9 protein-coding genes and 1 tRNA gene are annotated in these 15,929 nt (G+C 59.4%); 5 read left to right on the top strand and 5 right to left on the bottom strand.

Features of this window, described 5'->3' with window-relative positions:
* Nucleotides 1-21 precede the first annotated feature (21 nt).
* On the bottom strand, nt 22-3,528 hold the full coding sequence (gene smc / locus ACR2TX_RS09895; RefSeq protein WP_077731458.1) for a chromosome segregation protein SMC: 3,507 nt from the start codon (nt 3,526-3,528) through the stop codon (nt 22-24).
* Nucleotides 3,529-3,741: 213 nt separating this feature from the next.
* On the opposite strand from smc, the gene queF reads away from it, so the two are divergent.
* Nucleotides 3,742-4,131 (top strand): preQ(1) synthase, encoded by a 390-nt coding sequence (gene queF, locus ACR2TX_RS09900; RefSeq protein ID WP_077731487.1) that lies wholly within the window; start codon nt 3,742-3,744, stop codon nt 4,129-4,131.
* Here the strand turns inward: queF and ACR2TX_RS09905 are convergent.
* The 3 genes from ACR2TX_RS09905 to ACR2TX_RS09915 all read right to left on the bottom strand — a co-directional run bounded on the left by ACR2TX_RS09905 (nt 4,118) and on the right by ACR2TX_RS09915 (nt 6,212).
* A complete protein-coding gene (locus ACR2TX_RS09905) occupies nt 4,118-4,822 on the bottom strand; it encodes a methyltransferase domain-containing protein (protein ID WP_077731459.1) in 705 nt (234 codons plus the stop codon). The genes queF and ACR2TX_RS09905 overlap by 14 nt on opposite strands.
* A 9-nt stretch (nt 4,823-4,831) precedes the next feature.
* Nucleotides 4,832-5,227, bottom strand: a complete 396-nt coding sequence (locus tag ACR2TX_RS09910; RefSeq protein WP_077731460.1) for a hypothetical protein — start codon at nt 5,225-5,227, stop codon at nt 4,832-4,834.
* 193 nt (nt 5,228-5,420) lie between these two features.
* On the bottom strand, nt 5,421-6,212 hold the full coding sequence (locus tag ACR2TX_RS09915; RefSeq protein ID WP_086135094.1) for a polysaccharide deacetylase family protein: 792 nt from the start codon (nt 6,210-6,212) through the stop codon (nt 5,421-5,423).
* Nucleotides 6,213-6,415: 203 nt separating this feature from the next.
* Here ACR2TX_RS09915 and ACR2TX_RS09920 point away from each other — a divergent pair, with 203 nt between their 5' ends.
* Together ACR2TX_RS09920 and ACR2TX_RS09925 are read left to right on the top strand one after the other, a co-directional pair.
* Complete coding sequence (locus tag ACR2TX_RS09920; RefSeq protein WP_347257258.1) at nt 6,416-9,628, top strand: discoidin domain-containing protein; 3,213 nt, start codon at nt 6,416-6,418, stop codon at nt 9,626-9,628.
* 27 nt (nt 9,629-9,655) lie between these two features.
* Complete coding sequence (locus ACR2TX_RS09925; protein ID WP_434132015.1) at nt 9,656-13,501, top strand: GH36-type glycosyl hydrolase domain-containing protein; 3,846 nt, start codon at nt 9,656-9,658, stop codon at nt 13,499-13,501.
* Here the strand turns inward: ACR2TX_RS09925 and ACR2TX_RS09930 are convergent.
* Entirely contained in the window at nt 13,493-14,113 is a 621-nt protein-coding gene (locus ACR2TX_RS09930; protein ID WP_347257256.1) for a class II aldolase/adducin family protein, read from the bottom strand. The two genes, ACR2TX_RS09925 and ACR2TX_RS09930, sit on opposite strands and share 9 nt — an antisense overlap.
* A 239-nt stretch (nt 14,114-14,352) precedes the next feature.
* Between ACR2TX_RS09930 and ACR2TX_RS09935 the strand changes: the two genes are divergently transcribed.
* Together ACR2TX_RS09935 and tig are read left to right on the top strand one after the other, a co-directional pair.
* Nucleotides 14,353-14,437: transfer RNA gene (locus ACR2TX_RS09935), tRNA-Leu, on the top strand.
* A gap of 151 nt (nt 14,438-14,588) precedes the next feature.
* Complete coding sequence (gene tig / locus ACR2TX_RS09940; protein ID WP_077731464.1) at nt 14,589-15,911, top strand: trigger factor; 1,323 nt, start codon at nt 14,589-14,591, stop codon at nt 15,909-15,911.
* Nucleotides 15,912-15,929: the final 18 nt, after the last annotated feature.

A 15,929-nucleotide genomic window follows, 5' to 3' on the forward strand; every position in this document is an offset into this window, starting at 1 on the left:
GCCCGCACACGGCACAGGAACTCAAACCGCCGACATTTCCACCGCCGCGTCGATATCGACCGCGACGATGCGGGACACGCCGGGTTCTTTCATGGTAACGCCGGCCAGATGCTGGGCGATTTCCATCGTCACTTTGTTATGCGAAATAAACAGGAATTGTACCTTTTCGGACATTTCTTTGACCAACTGGCTGAAACGGCCGACGTTGGCGTCGTCCAGCGGAGCGTCCACTTCATCGAGCAGGCAGAAGGGCGCCGGGTTGAGCTCGAAGATGGCGAACACCAGCGCTACCGCCGTGAGCGCTTTTTCGCCGCCCGATAGCAGGTGGATCGAGCTGTTCCGCTTGCCGGGCGGCCGCGCCATGATGCTGACGCCGGATTCCAGCAAATCGCGTTCGGTGAGGTCCAGGGATGCCTGGCCTCCGCCGAACAGCTTGGGAAACATGCGTTGCAGGCCGGCATTCACCTTGTCGAAGGTCTCTTTGAAGCGGGCTCGGCATTCCCGATCGATTTTCTCGATGGCTTCTCTCAACGTGGTCAGCGATTCGATCAGATCCTGGTGCTGCTGATCGAGAAACTTCATGCGTTCTTCTTGCGCCAGGTATTCTTCCATCGCCGTCAGATTGACCGCGCCGAGCCTGATGATTTCTTCCCCCAGTTCGGCGACTCGCTTCTGCCAGATCTTTTCATCCGCGTCCTCGGGCAATTCGGCTAAAACCGCGTCCGGTTCCGCGCCCAGTTCATCGAATTGCTCCTGCACCGTCTGTCGGCGCACTTCGTTGGCCTGGAGTTCCAGCTTGGTCTGTTCGAGGCGCTGTTTGAGGCCGTCCAAGTCCCTCTGATTACGGACCCGAGCTTGGTCGACGCGGCGAATTTCGGCTTCCAGGTCGCCGACGCGCTTGCGTAAATCCGACAGTGTCCGCTCGACCTCGACGCGCTGCTCCAGCAGTTCTTCCAACCGGGCTTGTTCGTCCTCGACCGGTGTTTCTGCTTCGTTCATCTGTGCGCTGACGGTTTCCAGCCGTCCCAGGGACTGGTCGTACTGATTTTGGGCCCGCTCAAGGTGTTTTCGGGTTAAACCTTCAGCCGACTTCAGGGTTTCGAGACGGGTTTTGAGTTCGTGGACCCGGTCGCGCGCCGCTTTCAAGGACGCATCGGCGTTGCCGAGAACATTTTCCAGCGCCTCCCGCCGGGCGGCATGATCCGCGGTTTTCGGTTCCAGCTCGGCAAGCCGTTCTTCCGCCTCGAGCAAGGCAGTCTTGGCCTCGGCGGTTTCTTCGACGATTTGAGACTGGTGTTCTTCCAGATCGTCCAGCTCGTATTCGAGCTGCCGGAGACGCTTCGCAGCCTGCTCGCAGCGTGCCGTGGCGGCGCTCAACTCGGCCTTGAGACGGGTTTGATCGGCGCCCAAAGTACGCTCCTGAGACTGCAGGCGCTCGCGCTCGTGCTCCGCATCCTTCACTGCTTGATCGGCTTGCGCGAGATCGTGCTCCAGTATCCGGCTTCTTTCGAGCAGGCTGTCGCGCCGGGTCTTGAGTTCCCGCAGGTCGCGCTCCCGCTTGATCATGCCGGCCTTTCCGTCCTCCGGCTTGTGGACGGCCAGCCAGCCCCGGCCGAGGCGGATGCCGTCCGGAGTCACCACCGATTCGTGGTCCGCCAGCCGCTCGCTCAAGGTTTTCGCTGCCGCAAGATTTTCCGCGCAATATACGGCACCGAGCAGCGGACCGAGATCCCAGGGCGATTGCACTTGTCCGATGAGTTTTTCTGCGGCCGGCGTGGCAGCCCCATTCGGCGAGTGGGTTTCGAAGAAGCTCAGCGACTCGCCGGGAAGTTTGTCCAGATGCGGCCAATAGACGGCCGGTCCCTCGACGCACAGGGCTTCGAGATGGCTGCCGAGGACACTTTCGACCGCCGTCTCCCAGCCGGAACGCACGTCCAGGTGTTCGGCCAGGCGCCCGGCACGATCGAGATCGCGTTCGGCCAGCCATGTCCTGACTGCGGCGCGGTCCTTGCCCATGGCGTGCTGTTGCAGCGTTTCCAGCGAGCTGATCTGGCCCTGTATGGCATGCACTTCGGCACGGCCGGCGTTCAGTTCGTCCTGGCAGGCTTTGGCCCGCTGGCGTTCCTGCTGAATTCGTTCGACCAGGCTTTGCAGCTGCTCGTGCAGCGCCGCGCGTTCGGCTTCGAGTTCCGCCAGATCCTGTTGCAGCGCTTCCAGGCCCTCGGTTTGCAGCGTGTCTTCGAGCTCGTCGCGCTCGGTTTCCAGCCGCTCCCGCCGGGACTGGAATTGTCGCTCCTGTTGTTCCAGTTGCTTGAGCCGCGATTTCTGAAGCTCAGCCTGGCCTTTGCAACGGTTGATTTCGCCGCTCAGCGATTCGAAGGCCTGGCGCAGGTTTCTGAGCGCCCGGTCCGATTCGTCTCGGTGTTTGACCGCTTCGATTTCGGCGGCCAAACCCCGATCAAGGTCGGTCTCGACTGACGCGAGCTCTTCCCGCACGGCTTCGAGTTGGTGTCGATCGTTTTCCAGGTCGCGCAGCGCCTGTTCTTTTTCCCCTTGGAGCCGGGTTTGTTCCTGACGCAGGGTTTCGCGCGTCTTGTGCGCGTGCTTGATCGCCTGGTCGAGCCGGCTGACTTCGGAGCCCAGCTCGTAAAAGCGGCCTTGATGCTCGCCGAGTTGGTGTTGCAGCGCTTCGTGCTGGTCTCGATATTGCTCCAGCGTTTCGTTCAAGCCGTTGCCTTCGCTGACCAGTTGTCGGAACAGCTGTTCGGATGTTGCCAGGGACTTTTGATGATCGCGCAGGAGCTCGTCGTATTTGCGCCAGCGGATGGCGAGCAGTTGCTCTCTGTAGCGCCGCTCCTCCTGCTTGAGGCCCGTGTACTTTTCGGCCTTTCTCGCCTGCCGCCGGAGATTGTCCAGTTGTTTCGCCACCTCGTCGCGCAGATCCTGCAGCCGGTCTAGGTTTTCCTGGGTGTGACCCATGCGGAGTTCGGTTTCGTGACGCCTTTCCTTGTACTTCGAAATGCCCGCCGCTTCCTCGATGATCTCCCGCAGTTCGTCGGGCTTGGCTTCGATCAGCCGGGAGATGGTGCCTTGCTCGATGATGGCGTAGCTGCGGGAGCCGAGCCCGGTGCCGAGGAACAGGTCGGTGATGTCCTTGCGGCGGCAGCGGGTGCCGTTCAAGAGGTAGGTCGATTGCCCGTCCCGCGTGACCTGGCGCTTGATGGAAATTTCCGGGTATCTGGCGAATTCGCCCGGCGCCTTGCCTTCGCTGTTGTCGAAGATCAGTTCCACCGAGGCCATGCCCACCGGCTTGCGGGTGCTGGACCCGTTGAAGATCACGTCGGCCATGGTGTCGCCGCGGAGATGCTTGGCCGAGCTCTCGCCCATCACCCAGCGCACCGCGTCGATGATGTTCGATTTGCCGCAGCCGTTCGGTCCGACGATGCCCACCAGATTGCCGGGAAGCGGAATCGGCGTGGGGTCGACGAAGGACTTGAAGCCCGCGAGTTTGATCTTGTCCAGCCGCATCAGAGGGTGTAAATGAGTTTTGCAGTACGAGACGACAGCAGGAAAATGATGGTGGGCGCGATGGCGGGCAAGTCCGTTAGTCTGGTTTGTAATGGAACCGGGCGCTATTATAGCGGACTAAGTCACGGCGTCATTCCGTACTTGTTTATGTCCTGTCTGTGTTCCGCCACTACTGCGCATCGCGCATTTCTGAAGATCCTTTACCGTTCTCCTATGCCATCAATACCTAGCAAAGACCTCGAAACCTTCGATAATCCGCAACCCGGCCGCAATTACACTATCCGCATCGAGATTCCGGAGTTTACCTGCTTGTGCCCCAAAACCGGCCAGCCGGACTTCGCCACCATTCTGATCGAGTACGTGCCGAACCGATCGTGCGTGGAGCTCAAATCGCTCAAGCTTTATATCTGGTCTTTCCGCGAGGAGGGCGCGTTCCACGAAGCGGTGACCAATCGAATTCTCGATGATCTCGTCAGTGCCTGCGCTCCGAACTTCATGCGCGTGACCGCCCGCTTCAATGTACGTGGAGGTATCTACACCACGGTTGTCGCCGAGCACCGCGATCCGGCGTGGGAGCCGCCGCGGCTGGTCAATCTGCCGTAAGCGACGGATTGCGGCGCCGGGCGATGAAAAGCACGTTGGCAAACGGCGTGCCTTCGCTCATCGGAACGGTCTCCACGAAAAATCCCAAGGCTTCGAGCAAGCCTTTCCATTCCGTCTCGCTGCGGTAATGATAGCGTTGCCGAACATGGCCCCGCGCCAGCGCGCACAGCCGCTCTGCGGTTCGGGTGGCTTGAAAACTTAGGCCTGAACCGGCATCCGCCTCCCGCATGACCAGCGCACCGCCATCGGGCAGTACGTCCGCTATTCGCTCGAGCAGCGCCTCCTGTTCGTCCGCCGCGAGATAAAGCAGAAGGTCCAGCAGGACAGCCGCTCGGCAGGCGGGCAAGGCTGCCGAGCGCACGTCGGCGACGGCGATTTCCGCCTCGTCGCCCAAGGCCAGCCTGGCGGCGGCTACGTCGTTCGGACGCAGATCGATGCCGAAAAATTGCGCGTTGCTCAGCGGAATCAGATCGAGTCTCCGAGCTTCCGACAATAGGCTCATGAGAATGCCTCTCCCGCAGCCGAGATCGAGAATCGCGCCGCTTCGGGGAAGCCAATCGGGATTGGAAAGGAGATAGGCGTACACGGGATCGTGCCGCAGCTTGCCGCGCACGAATCCTTCGGTGAAGCGGCCCGCCGCCCGATAGCGGCGGGCGGTTTGTTCGGCCAAATGGCCGAAATCGACGATCACTGCGCGTTTTTAAATGCTCAACAGCTCGCGCTTGATGGCATTATCGAAATTCTGAATCCAGCCGTTGTAATTGCTGTGAATCTTGGTGCCGTCGTAGTTCAGGTTGTTGCTGTTCTTGTAGCGGATATTGTATTTGTCCTTGCTGTAGGTGATGTCCACTTCCGCCATATGGGAGCGGATGAACAGCGTTCCGATGAGCTGTCCCGGCTTTACTTTTCTGACCTGCCAGCCGAGTCCGGCACCTGCCCGAATGATGGCTTTCTCGACGTCCTCGGCGGTATAAGGCTTGTTGCCCGTCACCATGACCGGCGCGTCGTAGACGTTGTATACCGGAGAAGTCCGGCAACCGGCCAGGAGAACGAAAGCGGCGACGAATAAGGCGACGAGTACGGGTTTGAGTCTCATTGTTTTTTCTCTTTTTGTTGGTTGACGGAAAATCCCAAGAGGACGCTAAGCACGAATCGCTGTTCCGACGATCCTTTATCCCCCCAGATCGATTGTGCAAAGGATCCGCGTTCAGGGCAACAATCGTTCACATTAAGTTAGCGTCGATCCCGAAACTTCTATGTGGGTAACAGCTTTTTAAAGCTTGGAGTCGTCATAGCGGAACGGGAATCAGGTTCAGCCGAGCGACTTCGTCCAGCAATCTCGGCAAGGCTTCCAGTACGACGGGGCGGCCGTTCCGGTCGCGGGCCGAAGAGCCATCGTGCAGCAGCAAAATATCTCCGCCGCGGAGGTTTTTGGACAAACGCCGCACGATCTTTTGAGGGTCGCCGAACACGGCATCGTAGCCACGGCGTGTCCATGAAACCAAGGTCAGATCCAAGCTGCTCAGCACGGGTTGCAGCCACGGGTTGCGCATGCCGACGGGGGCCCGGAAGTAGCGCGGTGAGGCGCCCGTGAGAGCTGTTAACGCCGCTTGCGCTCGCCCGATTTCCGCCTTGAAACCGCCGACGGCGCTCAAGGCGAAGGTATGCGCATGGCGGTATGTGTGATTTTCGATGCGATGGCCTCGCGATACGATGTCGCGAACCAGTTCCGGATACTTTTCGGCTCTGGCGGCGATGCAAAAAAAGCTGGCTTTGGCTTGGTAACGATCCAACAGATCGAGCACTTTCGGCGTGGTCTCGATGTCGGGTCCGTCGTCGAAGGTCAGTGCGATTTCCTTGCGTTCCGCTCGTTCGGCGGGGAGCCGGGTGAGGTTCGGGCCGAGCAGCGGGCTGGTAGGCCAAAAGCTCGCGCCGAATACGATCGCGTGATTGGCTGCGAGGGCCTCGACGAGCAGCGTCGATCCATCGGGCGCAAGAAGCGCGGCGGACCCGCCGATGACTTGAAAAGCCGCGGAATAGCGCAGAAAAGGCGAGGGAAGCCAGTGGCGGACGGAGTGCATCGGCGTTATGTGTATCGAGTCGGAGAGCAAAGCTTGAGGATTAAAACCGATTTTCTTATCCGTGGGGAGATGCCCGCCGCTTGATCAACGATATTCCGGGGACCTCCATGCTTGCCTGGCCGAGCGGATCAGGCTTACGCTCTCGTCAAGAAGGTCTCGAAGCTTGTCTATATAGAGAAGACCTGCTTTTCCGATTGATAGAAATGAATAGACGAAAACTGATCAAGCTCTTGTTGGGCTTGGCATGTCTGGTGGGGTTCGGTTTGGCGCGGGCGGCGAATTCCGCAGCAGTGATTTTGGACGATTTCGAAACGCTGAGCGGCTGGACCGCCGTGGCCGCGGAAGGCACTCATGTGGAATTGGCTCAGGATACCGGCCGGACCGGCATGGGTCTACGCCTCGATTTCGATTTCAGGGGCGGTACGGGCTTTGTTACCGTGCGCAAGAAGTTCTCCATCCCGCTGCCCGAAAATTACGCATTCACGTTTTATACGCGGGCGGAAGCGCCGGCCAACAATGTCGAGTTTAAGATCATCGACCCCTCCGGGGATAACGTCTGGTGGCGACGGCGCTTCGATTTCAAGTTGCCGGTGGACTGGCAACAGTACCGCGTGAAAAAACGTATGTTCGACTTCGCGTGGGGACCGTCCAATACGCCACTCAAGCAGGTTGGATTCGTCGAGTTCTCGATCACGTCGAGCACCGGCGGCAAGGGATCGATTTGGCTCGACGATTTCCGCTTCGAGAAGCGCGAGCCGATTACCGCCTACAATCTCACGCCCAAAGTCACGGCCTCGACCACCGCCAAGGATCACGACCCGGAGTCGGTGCTGGACGCGAAGCCCGAAACCTCATGGCAAAGCGGCGCGCTCGCGGAAAGCCAGTGGCTGCAGGTCGATTTTCTGAAGCGCCGCGAATATGGCGGCTTGATCATCGAGTGGGACCGCGACGATTACGCCACCGCTTATCAGGTTCGGATTTCCCAAGACGGCAAGCTATGGCAGCCGGTGTACACGGTCAGTCTGGGCAACGGGCGCCGCGATTACATTTATATGCCCGACGCCGAATCCCGCTATTTGCGGCTGGAGTTGCAGAAAAGCAGCCGCGGCCGGGGATACGGCATCAGCTCGCTGACCATAAAACCGTTCGACTTTTCCGCCTCGCCGAACGCATTTTTCGAAACCATTGCCCGTGAAGCGCCCCGCGGTATCTACCCGAAATATTTTTACGGCGAGCAAAGTTATTTCACCGTCATCGGCGCCAACGGCAGCGACAAGGAGGGTTTGCTGAACGAGGAAGGGGCGCTGGAAGTGGATAAGAACGCATTTTCCATCGAACCCTTCTTATACACCAAAGGCAAGCTCGTTACCTGGAACGACGTGTTTCCGGTACAGGAGCTCGAGCGCGGTTATTTGCCCGTGCCCTCGGTGACCTGGCGGTCCGATTCGGTCGAAATGAAGACGACGGCTTTCGCCGCCAGCAAGCCCGGGCAGGCGCTTTATGCGCGCTATCGGGTGGAGAACAACGGCAGCGAGCGTGAGCAGTTGAAGCTCTTGCTCGCGATCCGTCCGTTTCAAGTCAATCCGCCCTGGCAGGCCTTGAATATGGTGGGGGGCGTTGCGCAAATCCACGATATCGCGCTGGACGGGCGAATCATCCGGGTCGACGAGAATCGCTCGGTAATCCCCTTGACCCCGCCTCATCACTTTGGTGCGACGACCTTCGACCAAGGTTCGATTACCGATTTCTTGATGGAAGGCAAAGTGCCGCAGCAGACCGAAGCTCACGACCCCTTCGGCTATGCGTCCGCCGCCTTGGAATACGAGCTGGATTTGCCTCCCGGCGCGTCGCGGGAGATTTATCTGGCGATTCCGTATCAGAATCCGGAGGCCATTCTGGAGGCGGCGAATATAGTGGAGGGGAACGGCAGTGCCTTCGGTCGGGCCCGGTTTCGGGATGCCGTCAACTTCTGGGAGGCCAAGATCGTCCGCGCCGATCTGATCGTTCCGCCCGAGGCGCAAAAGCTTCGGGATACGGTGAGGAGCAATCTGGCCTATATCTTCATCAACCGGGACGGCGCCGCGCTTTATCCCGGTTCTCGCTCCTACGCCCGCTCCTGGATTCGCGACGCGGCCTTGATGTCCGCCGCCTTGCTCGGCATGGGGTATACCGAAGAAGTACGGCACTTCATCGAATGGTATGCCGGGTTCCAGTTTCCCAACGGGAAGATTCCCTGCTGCGTCGATCACAGGGGGCCCGATAGCGTCCCCGAGAACGACAGCCACGGCGAGTTCATTTACGTTGTCGCCGAATACTACCGTTACACGCGCGATATCGGTTTTGTATACGAGATGTGGCCGACGATCGTGAAATCGGTGCACTATATCGAGCAGTTGCGCAATCAACGGAAGAGCGAAGAGTACAAGTCCTCCGATAAATCGATGTTTTTCGGCATGATGCCCGAATCCATCAGTCACGAAGGTTACAGCGCCCATCCGGTACACTCCTACTGGGACGGCTTTTGGACCTTGCGCGGGCTCAAGGATGCCGCCGACTTGGCCGTGCTGGTCATGGACGAAAACAATGCCGCGCATTTTGACGCTTTGCGGGACGATTTTCGCAGCGACCTGTACCAATCCATCAAGCGCACCATGGCCAAGCACAAGATCGCCTTCATGCCGGGTTCGGCGGAGCTGGGCGATTTCGACGCCACCGCCACGGCCATGGCGGTCGCGGTCGGCGGCGAGCAGACCAATCTTCCGATAGAGGCGCTGAACAAGACCTTCGACAATTTCTACGACTATTTCAACAAGCGGCGCGACGACAAGCTGGAATGGATCGCTTACACGCCGTACGAAGTGCGTACCGTAGAAGCGCTGGTCCGTATGGGGCGGCGCGAGCAGGCGCTGGAGCTGTTGAATTTTCTGCTCAAGGATCAACGTCCCGCCGACTGGAATCACTGGGCGGAGGTCGTCTGGCGCGATCCCAAGCATCCCAAGTTCATAGGCGATATGCCCCATGCCTGGATCGGGGCGGAATTCGTGCGGGCGATGCGCGCTCTGTACGCGTATGAACGTGAAAGCGATCAAGCATTGGTTCTGGCGGCAGGAATTCCGAAAGCGTGGCTGGAGGGTGGCGGCGATGTGGGCGTGAAGCGTTTGCCCACGTGGTATGGAACCTTGAACTATACCTTGCGCCAGGAAGAACCCGATAAATTGCGGCTCGTGCTCTCCGGCGATCTCGCCCTGCCTCCAGGCAAGATCGTTCTCAAGGCACCCGCCGACCAGCCCATCCGGTCGCTTACCGTCAACGGAAAACCGGTCGATACGTTTACCGCCGATCAAGCGGTGATCGGCGAGTTTCCGGCGGAAGCGACGGTGAACTACGGGGCGGCAATTACGCAGCAAGCCAATTGATTTCGATTTTTGACCTAAGGAGTCCGCATGAGCTTCGATCCTAACCAGGCCGGTCTCGATCGACCGAACGATTCGGTCCCGGCGTCGCGCCTTCTGTCCAACGGACGCTACACGGTATTGCTGACATCGGCCGGCACCGGGTTTTCGATGCTTGGCGGCCACGCGCTGTCCCGCTGGAGCGGAGACCGCGTCGAAGACGGCGAGGGATGGTTCATTTACCTCCGGGATTTGGATAGCGAAGACTGGTGGTCGCTCGGTTTGCAGCCGACGGGGATGGAAGCCGATGCACGGACCGCTCGTTACGAGCCGGGCCGGTTTAGGCTTCAGTGCGAGAACAGCGGTATCGAGGCCGTTTTGGATGTGTGCGTCAGCCCGGACGACGATCTGGAGCTGCGCCGAGTCACGCTGCGAAATCGTTCGAATCGGCCCAGACGGATCGAAATCACGAGCTATCTCGAAGTGGTCCTGAATCATCCTGCGGCCGATGCGGCGCACCCGGCTTTCTCCAAGTTGTTCGTGCAAACCGAGTTCGTGGCGGAACGAGAAGCGCTGCTCGCTCGTCGCAGGCCGCGCAGCGCTCATGAGGTTTATCCGTGGTTGGTCGGCGCGGCGTTCGGGCCGGGTGAATTGGAGTACGAGACCGACCGGATGCGCTTCCTCGGCCGGAACCGGACGCCGGCGGAGCCGCAGGCGCTTCGTGAAACACAGCCGCTGTCCGGCGGGATCGGCAACGTGCTCGACCCGGTTTTCGCTCTGCGGCGCTGCTTGGAACTTGCTCCCAACACGCAGGGAGATGTGGTGTTTCTGTTCGGCGCGGCCGAAGACAGGACGCAGGCGCTGAAGCTCATCGAGCGTTGCTCGGCGGAAAAAGCGATAAATACTATCTACGCCCGCGCCGCCGAAGGCGAGCGGGAACTCGTCCGGCGGCTCGACATGACCGGAACGGAGGCGGAGTTTTTTCAATCCCTCGCCGGTGCGTTGCTTTACGGCGATCCGAAGCTTCGGGCTCCGGAGTCGGTGCTGCGGAGCGCCTGCGGTCCTCTTGTGCGGCTCGACCGCTACGGCTTGCCGTTCTACCGGCCGATCGTTCTGGTACGGGCCAGTGACAGTCGCGAGGATTCACGGGTTGCCGAACTCATCAAGGCGCAGCGCTATTGGCTGGCGAAAGGCTTACGTTTCGCGCTGATGATCTTGAGTCCGGACAAGGGGGCCGACTTCGGTGGGTTGGGCGGGCTTGATCAGGACATCTTTATTCGCGCGGAAAAAGACATTGCGCCGGCCGATCTCGATTTGCTGCTCGCCGTTGCGCGCCTGGTGGTCGATGAAAACGCACCGTCGCTTCGATCGGAGCTTCCGGTTCCAAGCGCGAGAGCGCGGCGCGCCCTTTTGCCGCCGGAGACGCCGAAACTCAAGGCCGGGCTCGAAGCGCTTCGATTTTTCAACGGATATGGCGGTTTTGCCGCGGACGGCACCGAGTACGTGGTTCGTTTGGATTTGACCGACGGCGAGTTGCAAGGGCCGCCTCTTCCATGGATCAACGTAGTCGCCAATGAACACTTCGGCTTTCTGGTCAGCGAGCGGGGAGCGGGATATACCTGGTATCGGAACAGCCGCGAGCATCGGTTGACGCCTTGGTTCAACGATCCCGTCAGCGATTCGTTCGGCGAAGCGTTATATCTCCGGGACGAGGAAACCGGCGCGTTCTGGTCTCCCTTGCCGGGGCCTTGTTCGGCACCCGCCGCTTACGAGGCGCGCCACGGGTTCGGGTACAGCCGGTTTACCAGCACCTACGATGGTTTGGATCAGGACGTCGTACTGTTTGCGGCCCGCCACGATCCGGTCAAAATTTTCCGATGGCGTCTGACGAATGGGGGCGCTAGCCGCCGCCGCTTGTCGCTGTTTTCATACCAGCGCTTAATTCTGGGCGGAACGCCGTCCGACAGCAGCCGGTTCGTGATCACCCGCCATGATCCGGAGACGTCGACGCTGTTCGCTATCAATCGCCAAGCCGGAGAGTTTTCCGACGGCGTCGCCTTCGCGGCGGCGGTAGGGCAGCCGGGTGCCATGTATTTCACCGCCGATCGGGAGAGCTTCATCGGGCGGAACGGCAGCCCGGAAGCCCCCGCGGCTTTGCTCGCACGCGCATCGCTCGATGGACGGAATGGCGCTAATCTCGATCCGTGCGCGGCGCTTCAGCTTCAAATCGACTTGGAACCGGGGCAAACCTTCGAATGTGCGTTCCTGCTGGGCGAAACCCTCTCCGAGGACGAATCCCGTTCGATCATCGAGCGATACCGGCAAGGAGGCGCCATCGAGAACGCCTTGGCCGAAGCCCAAGGTTTTTGGCGCGATTTTGTCTCCGGAATCCAAATCGAGACGCCGTCTCCCGAGATCGATCTGATGGTCAACGGCTGGCTGGCATATCAGAACCTGAGCTGCCGGGTCTGGGGGCGCTCCGCGTTTTATCAGTCCGGAGGCGCCTTCGGTTACCGCGATCAGCTTCAGGACGCCTCGGCGCTGATCTATCTGCGCCCCGAGCTCACTCGAGCCCAGATTCTGCTTCACGCCGCGCATCAGTTTGTCGAGGGAGACGTGCTTCACTGGTGGCATCCCGAACCCCTGGAGCGGGGATTGCGCACCCGATTTTCCGATGATCTGGTCTGGCTGCCATATGTCACGGCGTTTTATATCCGTCACACCGGCGATTGGAGCGTACTGGACGAATCCGCGCCGTTTGTGACTGCCCGTTTACTGGCGGAGGGGGAGGACGAGGCTTATCTGAAACCCGACGATGCCGGTCAGGTTGCGGACATCTACGAACATTGCTGTCGAGTGCTGGACCGCTCCCTGACCCGGGGCGCGCACGGTTTGCCCTTGATGGGCACGGGCGACTGGAACGACGGCATGAACCGGGTGGGCCGCGAAGGACGCGGCGAGAGCGTGTGGATGGGATTCTTTCTTTACCACGTTCTCGAAGAATTCCTGCCAATCTGCGAGAAGCGCGGCGACCAGGCGCGGATCGAAGCTTACCGGGCTTATCGAGAGCATCTTTACCAGGCGCTCAATGACGCGGGATGGGACGGCGACTGGTATCGACGCGCCTATTATGACGACGGTACCCCTTTAGGCACCAAACACGGCGATGAGTGTCGAATCGACGCCTTGGCCCAGGCGTGGGCGGTGATTTCAGGCGCGGCGCCGGCGGAGCGGGCGAATCGAGCTTTGGATGCGGTCGAGGAGCACCTGATCTCCGATCATAATGGTCTCATTCGTTTATTGACGCCGCCCTTCGTCAACACACCGCATGACCCGGGCTACATCAAGGGCTATGTGGCCGGCGTGCGCGAAAACGGCGGGCAATACACCCATGCCGCGTGCTGGGTGGTGCGCGCCGTGGCAGAACTCGGCCGGAACGACCGGGCCGCGCGGCTATTGGAAATGCTCAGCCCGGTGAGCCACGCGCGGACGCAGGAACAAACCGATGTTTACCGGGTCGAGCCCTACGTAGTCGCCGCCGACGTTTACGGCGAACCGCCGCATGTGGGCCGCGGCGGTTGGACGTGGTACACGGGGTCCGCGGGCTGGATGTACCGTGTCGCCTTGGAATCGATTTTGGGATTTCGGGTGAAGGAGGGCGCTTTCATCGAGCTCAAACCCTGTATACCGGCCGAGTGGCCGGAGTTTGTGATCCGCTATCGGCATCCGGGCAATCCGACGCGCTATACGATCAGGGTAACGAATCCGAATAAAACGCCTCGGCGTGTTCTCAGTGCGGATCTGGACGGACGGCCGGTGCCGGTCGAACGGGAAACGGCACGAATTCCTTTGCTATCGGACGGGCGGTCTCACGACGTTGTCGTGATCTTAGGCTAATGCCTGCGCCAGGCTGCGAATCAGGCATATGGCGGTTTCCTCGACGGTGCGGCCGAACGCGATGACGCCGTCTTCATGGCCACCCATGGCGATGACCGGGCTTTTCGAAGTTCGAACCAGAAACCCGACCTCATGGGCCATCTCCGGCGTGCCGTAACCGACTTGCCGGTCAGTCACGGGAATGGCCAAGGCTTCGGCCTTTTCCCATAATTCGGGCGAGTGGACATGCAGTACGCAATCGATCCCGCTTCCGCTTTGGTAAACCGCAGCATGGGTCAGGGCTTCGGAAGAGGGCGCTATCGGTCCTTCGGCGATGATGAGGTTTTGTTCCAGATCGAATCCGGTGACGAGACAGTAATGTTCGCTAGTGAGCTTGGGCTTGCCGCCGGTCTGCGTTCCGCTGATAAGGAAGGCGGTTTCACCGCGGCGAAGGCTGACGTTGCCGTAGGCCAGGCCGTCATACCGACGAGAGTCCTGCCCGGTGAGTCCGAGACGATAGAGGATGGTCCGCCAGGCATTCAGTTCGGCGACGATTTCCGAATCTACCGGCGGAGCCGTCGTGTAATCGAGGCGATACTTGACGACGCCTTCTCTGTCCTGTTTCTGATCCATCTTTAAATCCATAGCCTTGGCCGAACATATTTATTACTACAGGCCGGACGAAAAAGCGAAAAACGGCAAAATCCGCTATGCGTCCAAAGAACGAACAGATGAAAAAATATTCGCGCGTTTTATAATAGAAAGCTTGCATCCGATCGGCGGGGCGAGTTTTTGGATCGAATCTTGAAGGGAAGCGGGACCGAGCCGGAAATTCCTCGGCAAACGGAGTATAATCCGGGCAGATTTTATGTGCGAATGTGGCGAAATTGGTAGACGCGCTGGATTTAGGTTCCAGTGGGGCAACCCTTGAGAGTTCGAGTCTCTCCATTCGCACCAAATGTTCAGTAAGCACCAAGAAGCCAAGCTTCCTAGCATAAATATCCGATTACGGATATCAGAGTTCGGCGCATCAGCCAGCAATTTAGGCGATTGTGCTTTTCGAGCCAGTCCCTCCGATACTTTTTTCCATTCTTGAGGTAACAGCGACATGCAAGTTTCTGTCGAAACGACATCTGAATTGAGCCGGAAAATGACCGTACAGGTGCCGGAAGAAGAGATCCAGGAAAAAATAGCCTCACGCCTCAAAACTTTGGCGAACAAGGTCAAGATCGACGGTTTCCGTCCCGGCAAAGTGCCTCAAAGTCTGGTAAAAAAGCGCTATGGACAGCAGGTCCGGGAGGAGGTCCTTTCGGATCTGATCCAATCGAGCTTTTATGAAGCCGTCCGGGAGGAGAGGCTCAAACCAGCGGGAGTGCCGCAGATCACCGCTCGCCGAGTCGACGAGGGCAGTGGGCTGGAATATGAAGCGAGCTTCGAAGTGATGCCGGAGTTCGTGCTGATGCCGTTGGAGACATTGGAGGTCAAGCGGTTCGTTTCGGAAGTGACCGAGCCGGATATCGATGCCATGATCGAACGTCTCAGAGAGCAGCGGAAGAGCTGGCAAGAGGTCGAGCGCGCGGCGGCAACGGGGGATCGTGTTACGATCGCCTTTGAAGGCAAGATCGGCGATGAGTCGTTTACCGACGGAAAAGTTGAGAATCTGCCCGTTGTCCTGGGCACGAACCAAATGATTCCAGGATTCGAAGATAAGTTGGTCGGCGCAGTGGCCGGGTCGACGCTCGAATTCGAATTGCCGTTTCCGGCCGACTACCCCAACCAAAAGCTGGCCGGCAACACGGCGCAATTTGCCATCGAGCCGCTGAAAGTCGAAGAAAGCTTATTGCCCGAGGTGGACGCGGAATTCGCAAAATCCTACGGCATCGAGGAAGGTGGCGTGGAAGCTTTCCGCAGCGATATCCGCGCTAACATGGAGCGCGAGATGAAGCGGGCGCTGCAGACGAGAACGAAATCCTCGGTGATGGATGCTCTGTTCGCCAAGAATGCGATTGCTCTGCCCAACGCCTTAATCCAAGATGAGCTTGAGCATTTGTTGGCGCCCTACCGGCAAGCGGCCCAGAAAAGGCGGCAGGATCTCGATGAAGCCAAGCTGAAGGAGCAGCTAGAGCCAGTGGCGAGACGAAGAGTCGCCTTGGCGCTGATCCTCGGGAAGATCATTGAAACTAATAATCTTGTCGTGGATCAAAAGCGGGTGCGTTCGACCGTCGACGAACTGGCCGCGAGTTATGAGAGCCCGGAAGACGTGGTGCGCTGGTACTACGCCGAGCCGGAGCGGCTTCGCGAAGTGGAAAACGTGGTCATGGAGGATCAGGTGGTGGATTTGGTATTGGACAAGGCAAAGGTGACCGAGGAAAAGATCGCGTTTCAAGAGTTGATGCAGCAGGTTACCGGCAGTTCCTCACAAGCGGCGTAACTTTAACCCGAGAGATCT

The sequence above is a fragment of the Methylocaldum sp. GT1BB genome, from assembly GCF_051027545.1.
In the GTDB taxonomy this organism is placed as follows: Bacteria; Pseudomonadota; Gammaproteobacteria; order Methylococcales; family Methylococcaceae; genus Methylocaldum.

Bases quoted from the DNA above. Each gene is read 5' to 3' on its own strand.
- smc (WP_077731458.1), bottom strand. From the start codon at position 3,528: ATGCGGCTGGACAAGATCAAACTCGCGGGCTTCAAGTCCTTCGTCGAC.
- queF (WP_077731487.1), top strand. From the start codon at position 3,742: ATGCCATCAATACCTAGCAAAGACCTCGAAACCTTCGATAATCCGCAA.
- ACR2TX_RS09910 (WP_077731460.1), bottom strand. From the start codon at position 5,227: ATGAGACTCAAACCCGTACTCGTCGCCTTATTCGTCGCCGCTTTCGTT.
- ACR2TX_RS09915 (WP_086135094.1), bottom strand. From the start codon at position 6,212: ATGCACTCCGTCCGCCACTGGCTTCCCTCGCCTTTTCTGCGCTATTCC.
- ACR2TX_RS09920 (WP_347257258.1), top strand. From the start codon at position 6,416: ATGAATAGACGAAAACTGATCAAGCTCTTGTTGGGCTTGGCATGTCTG.
- ACR2TX_RS09925 (WP_434132015.1), top strand. From the start codon at position 9,656: ATGAGCTTCGATCCTAACCAGGCCGGTCTCGATCGACCGAACGATTCG.
- ACR2TX_RS09930 (WP_347257256.1), bottom strand. From the start codon at position 14,113: ATGGATCAGAAACAGGACAGAGAAGGCGTCGTCAAGTATCGCCTCGAT.
- tig (WP_077731464.1), top strand. From the start codon at position 14,589: ATGCAAGTTTCTGTCGAAACGACATCTGAATTGAGCCGGAAAATGACC.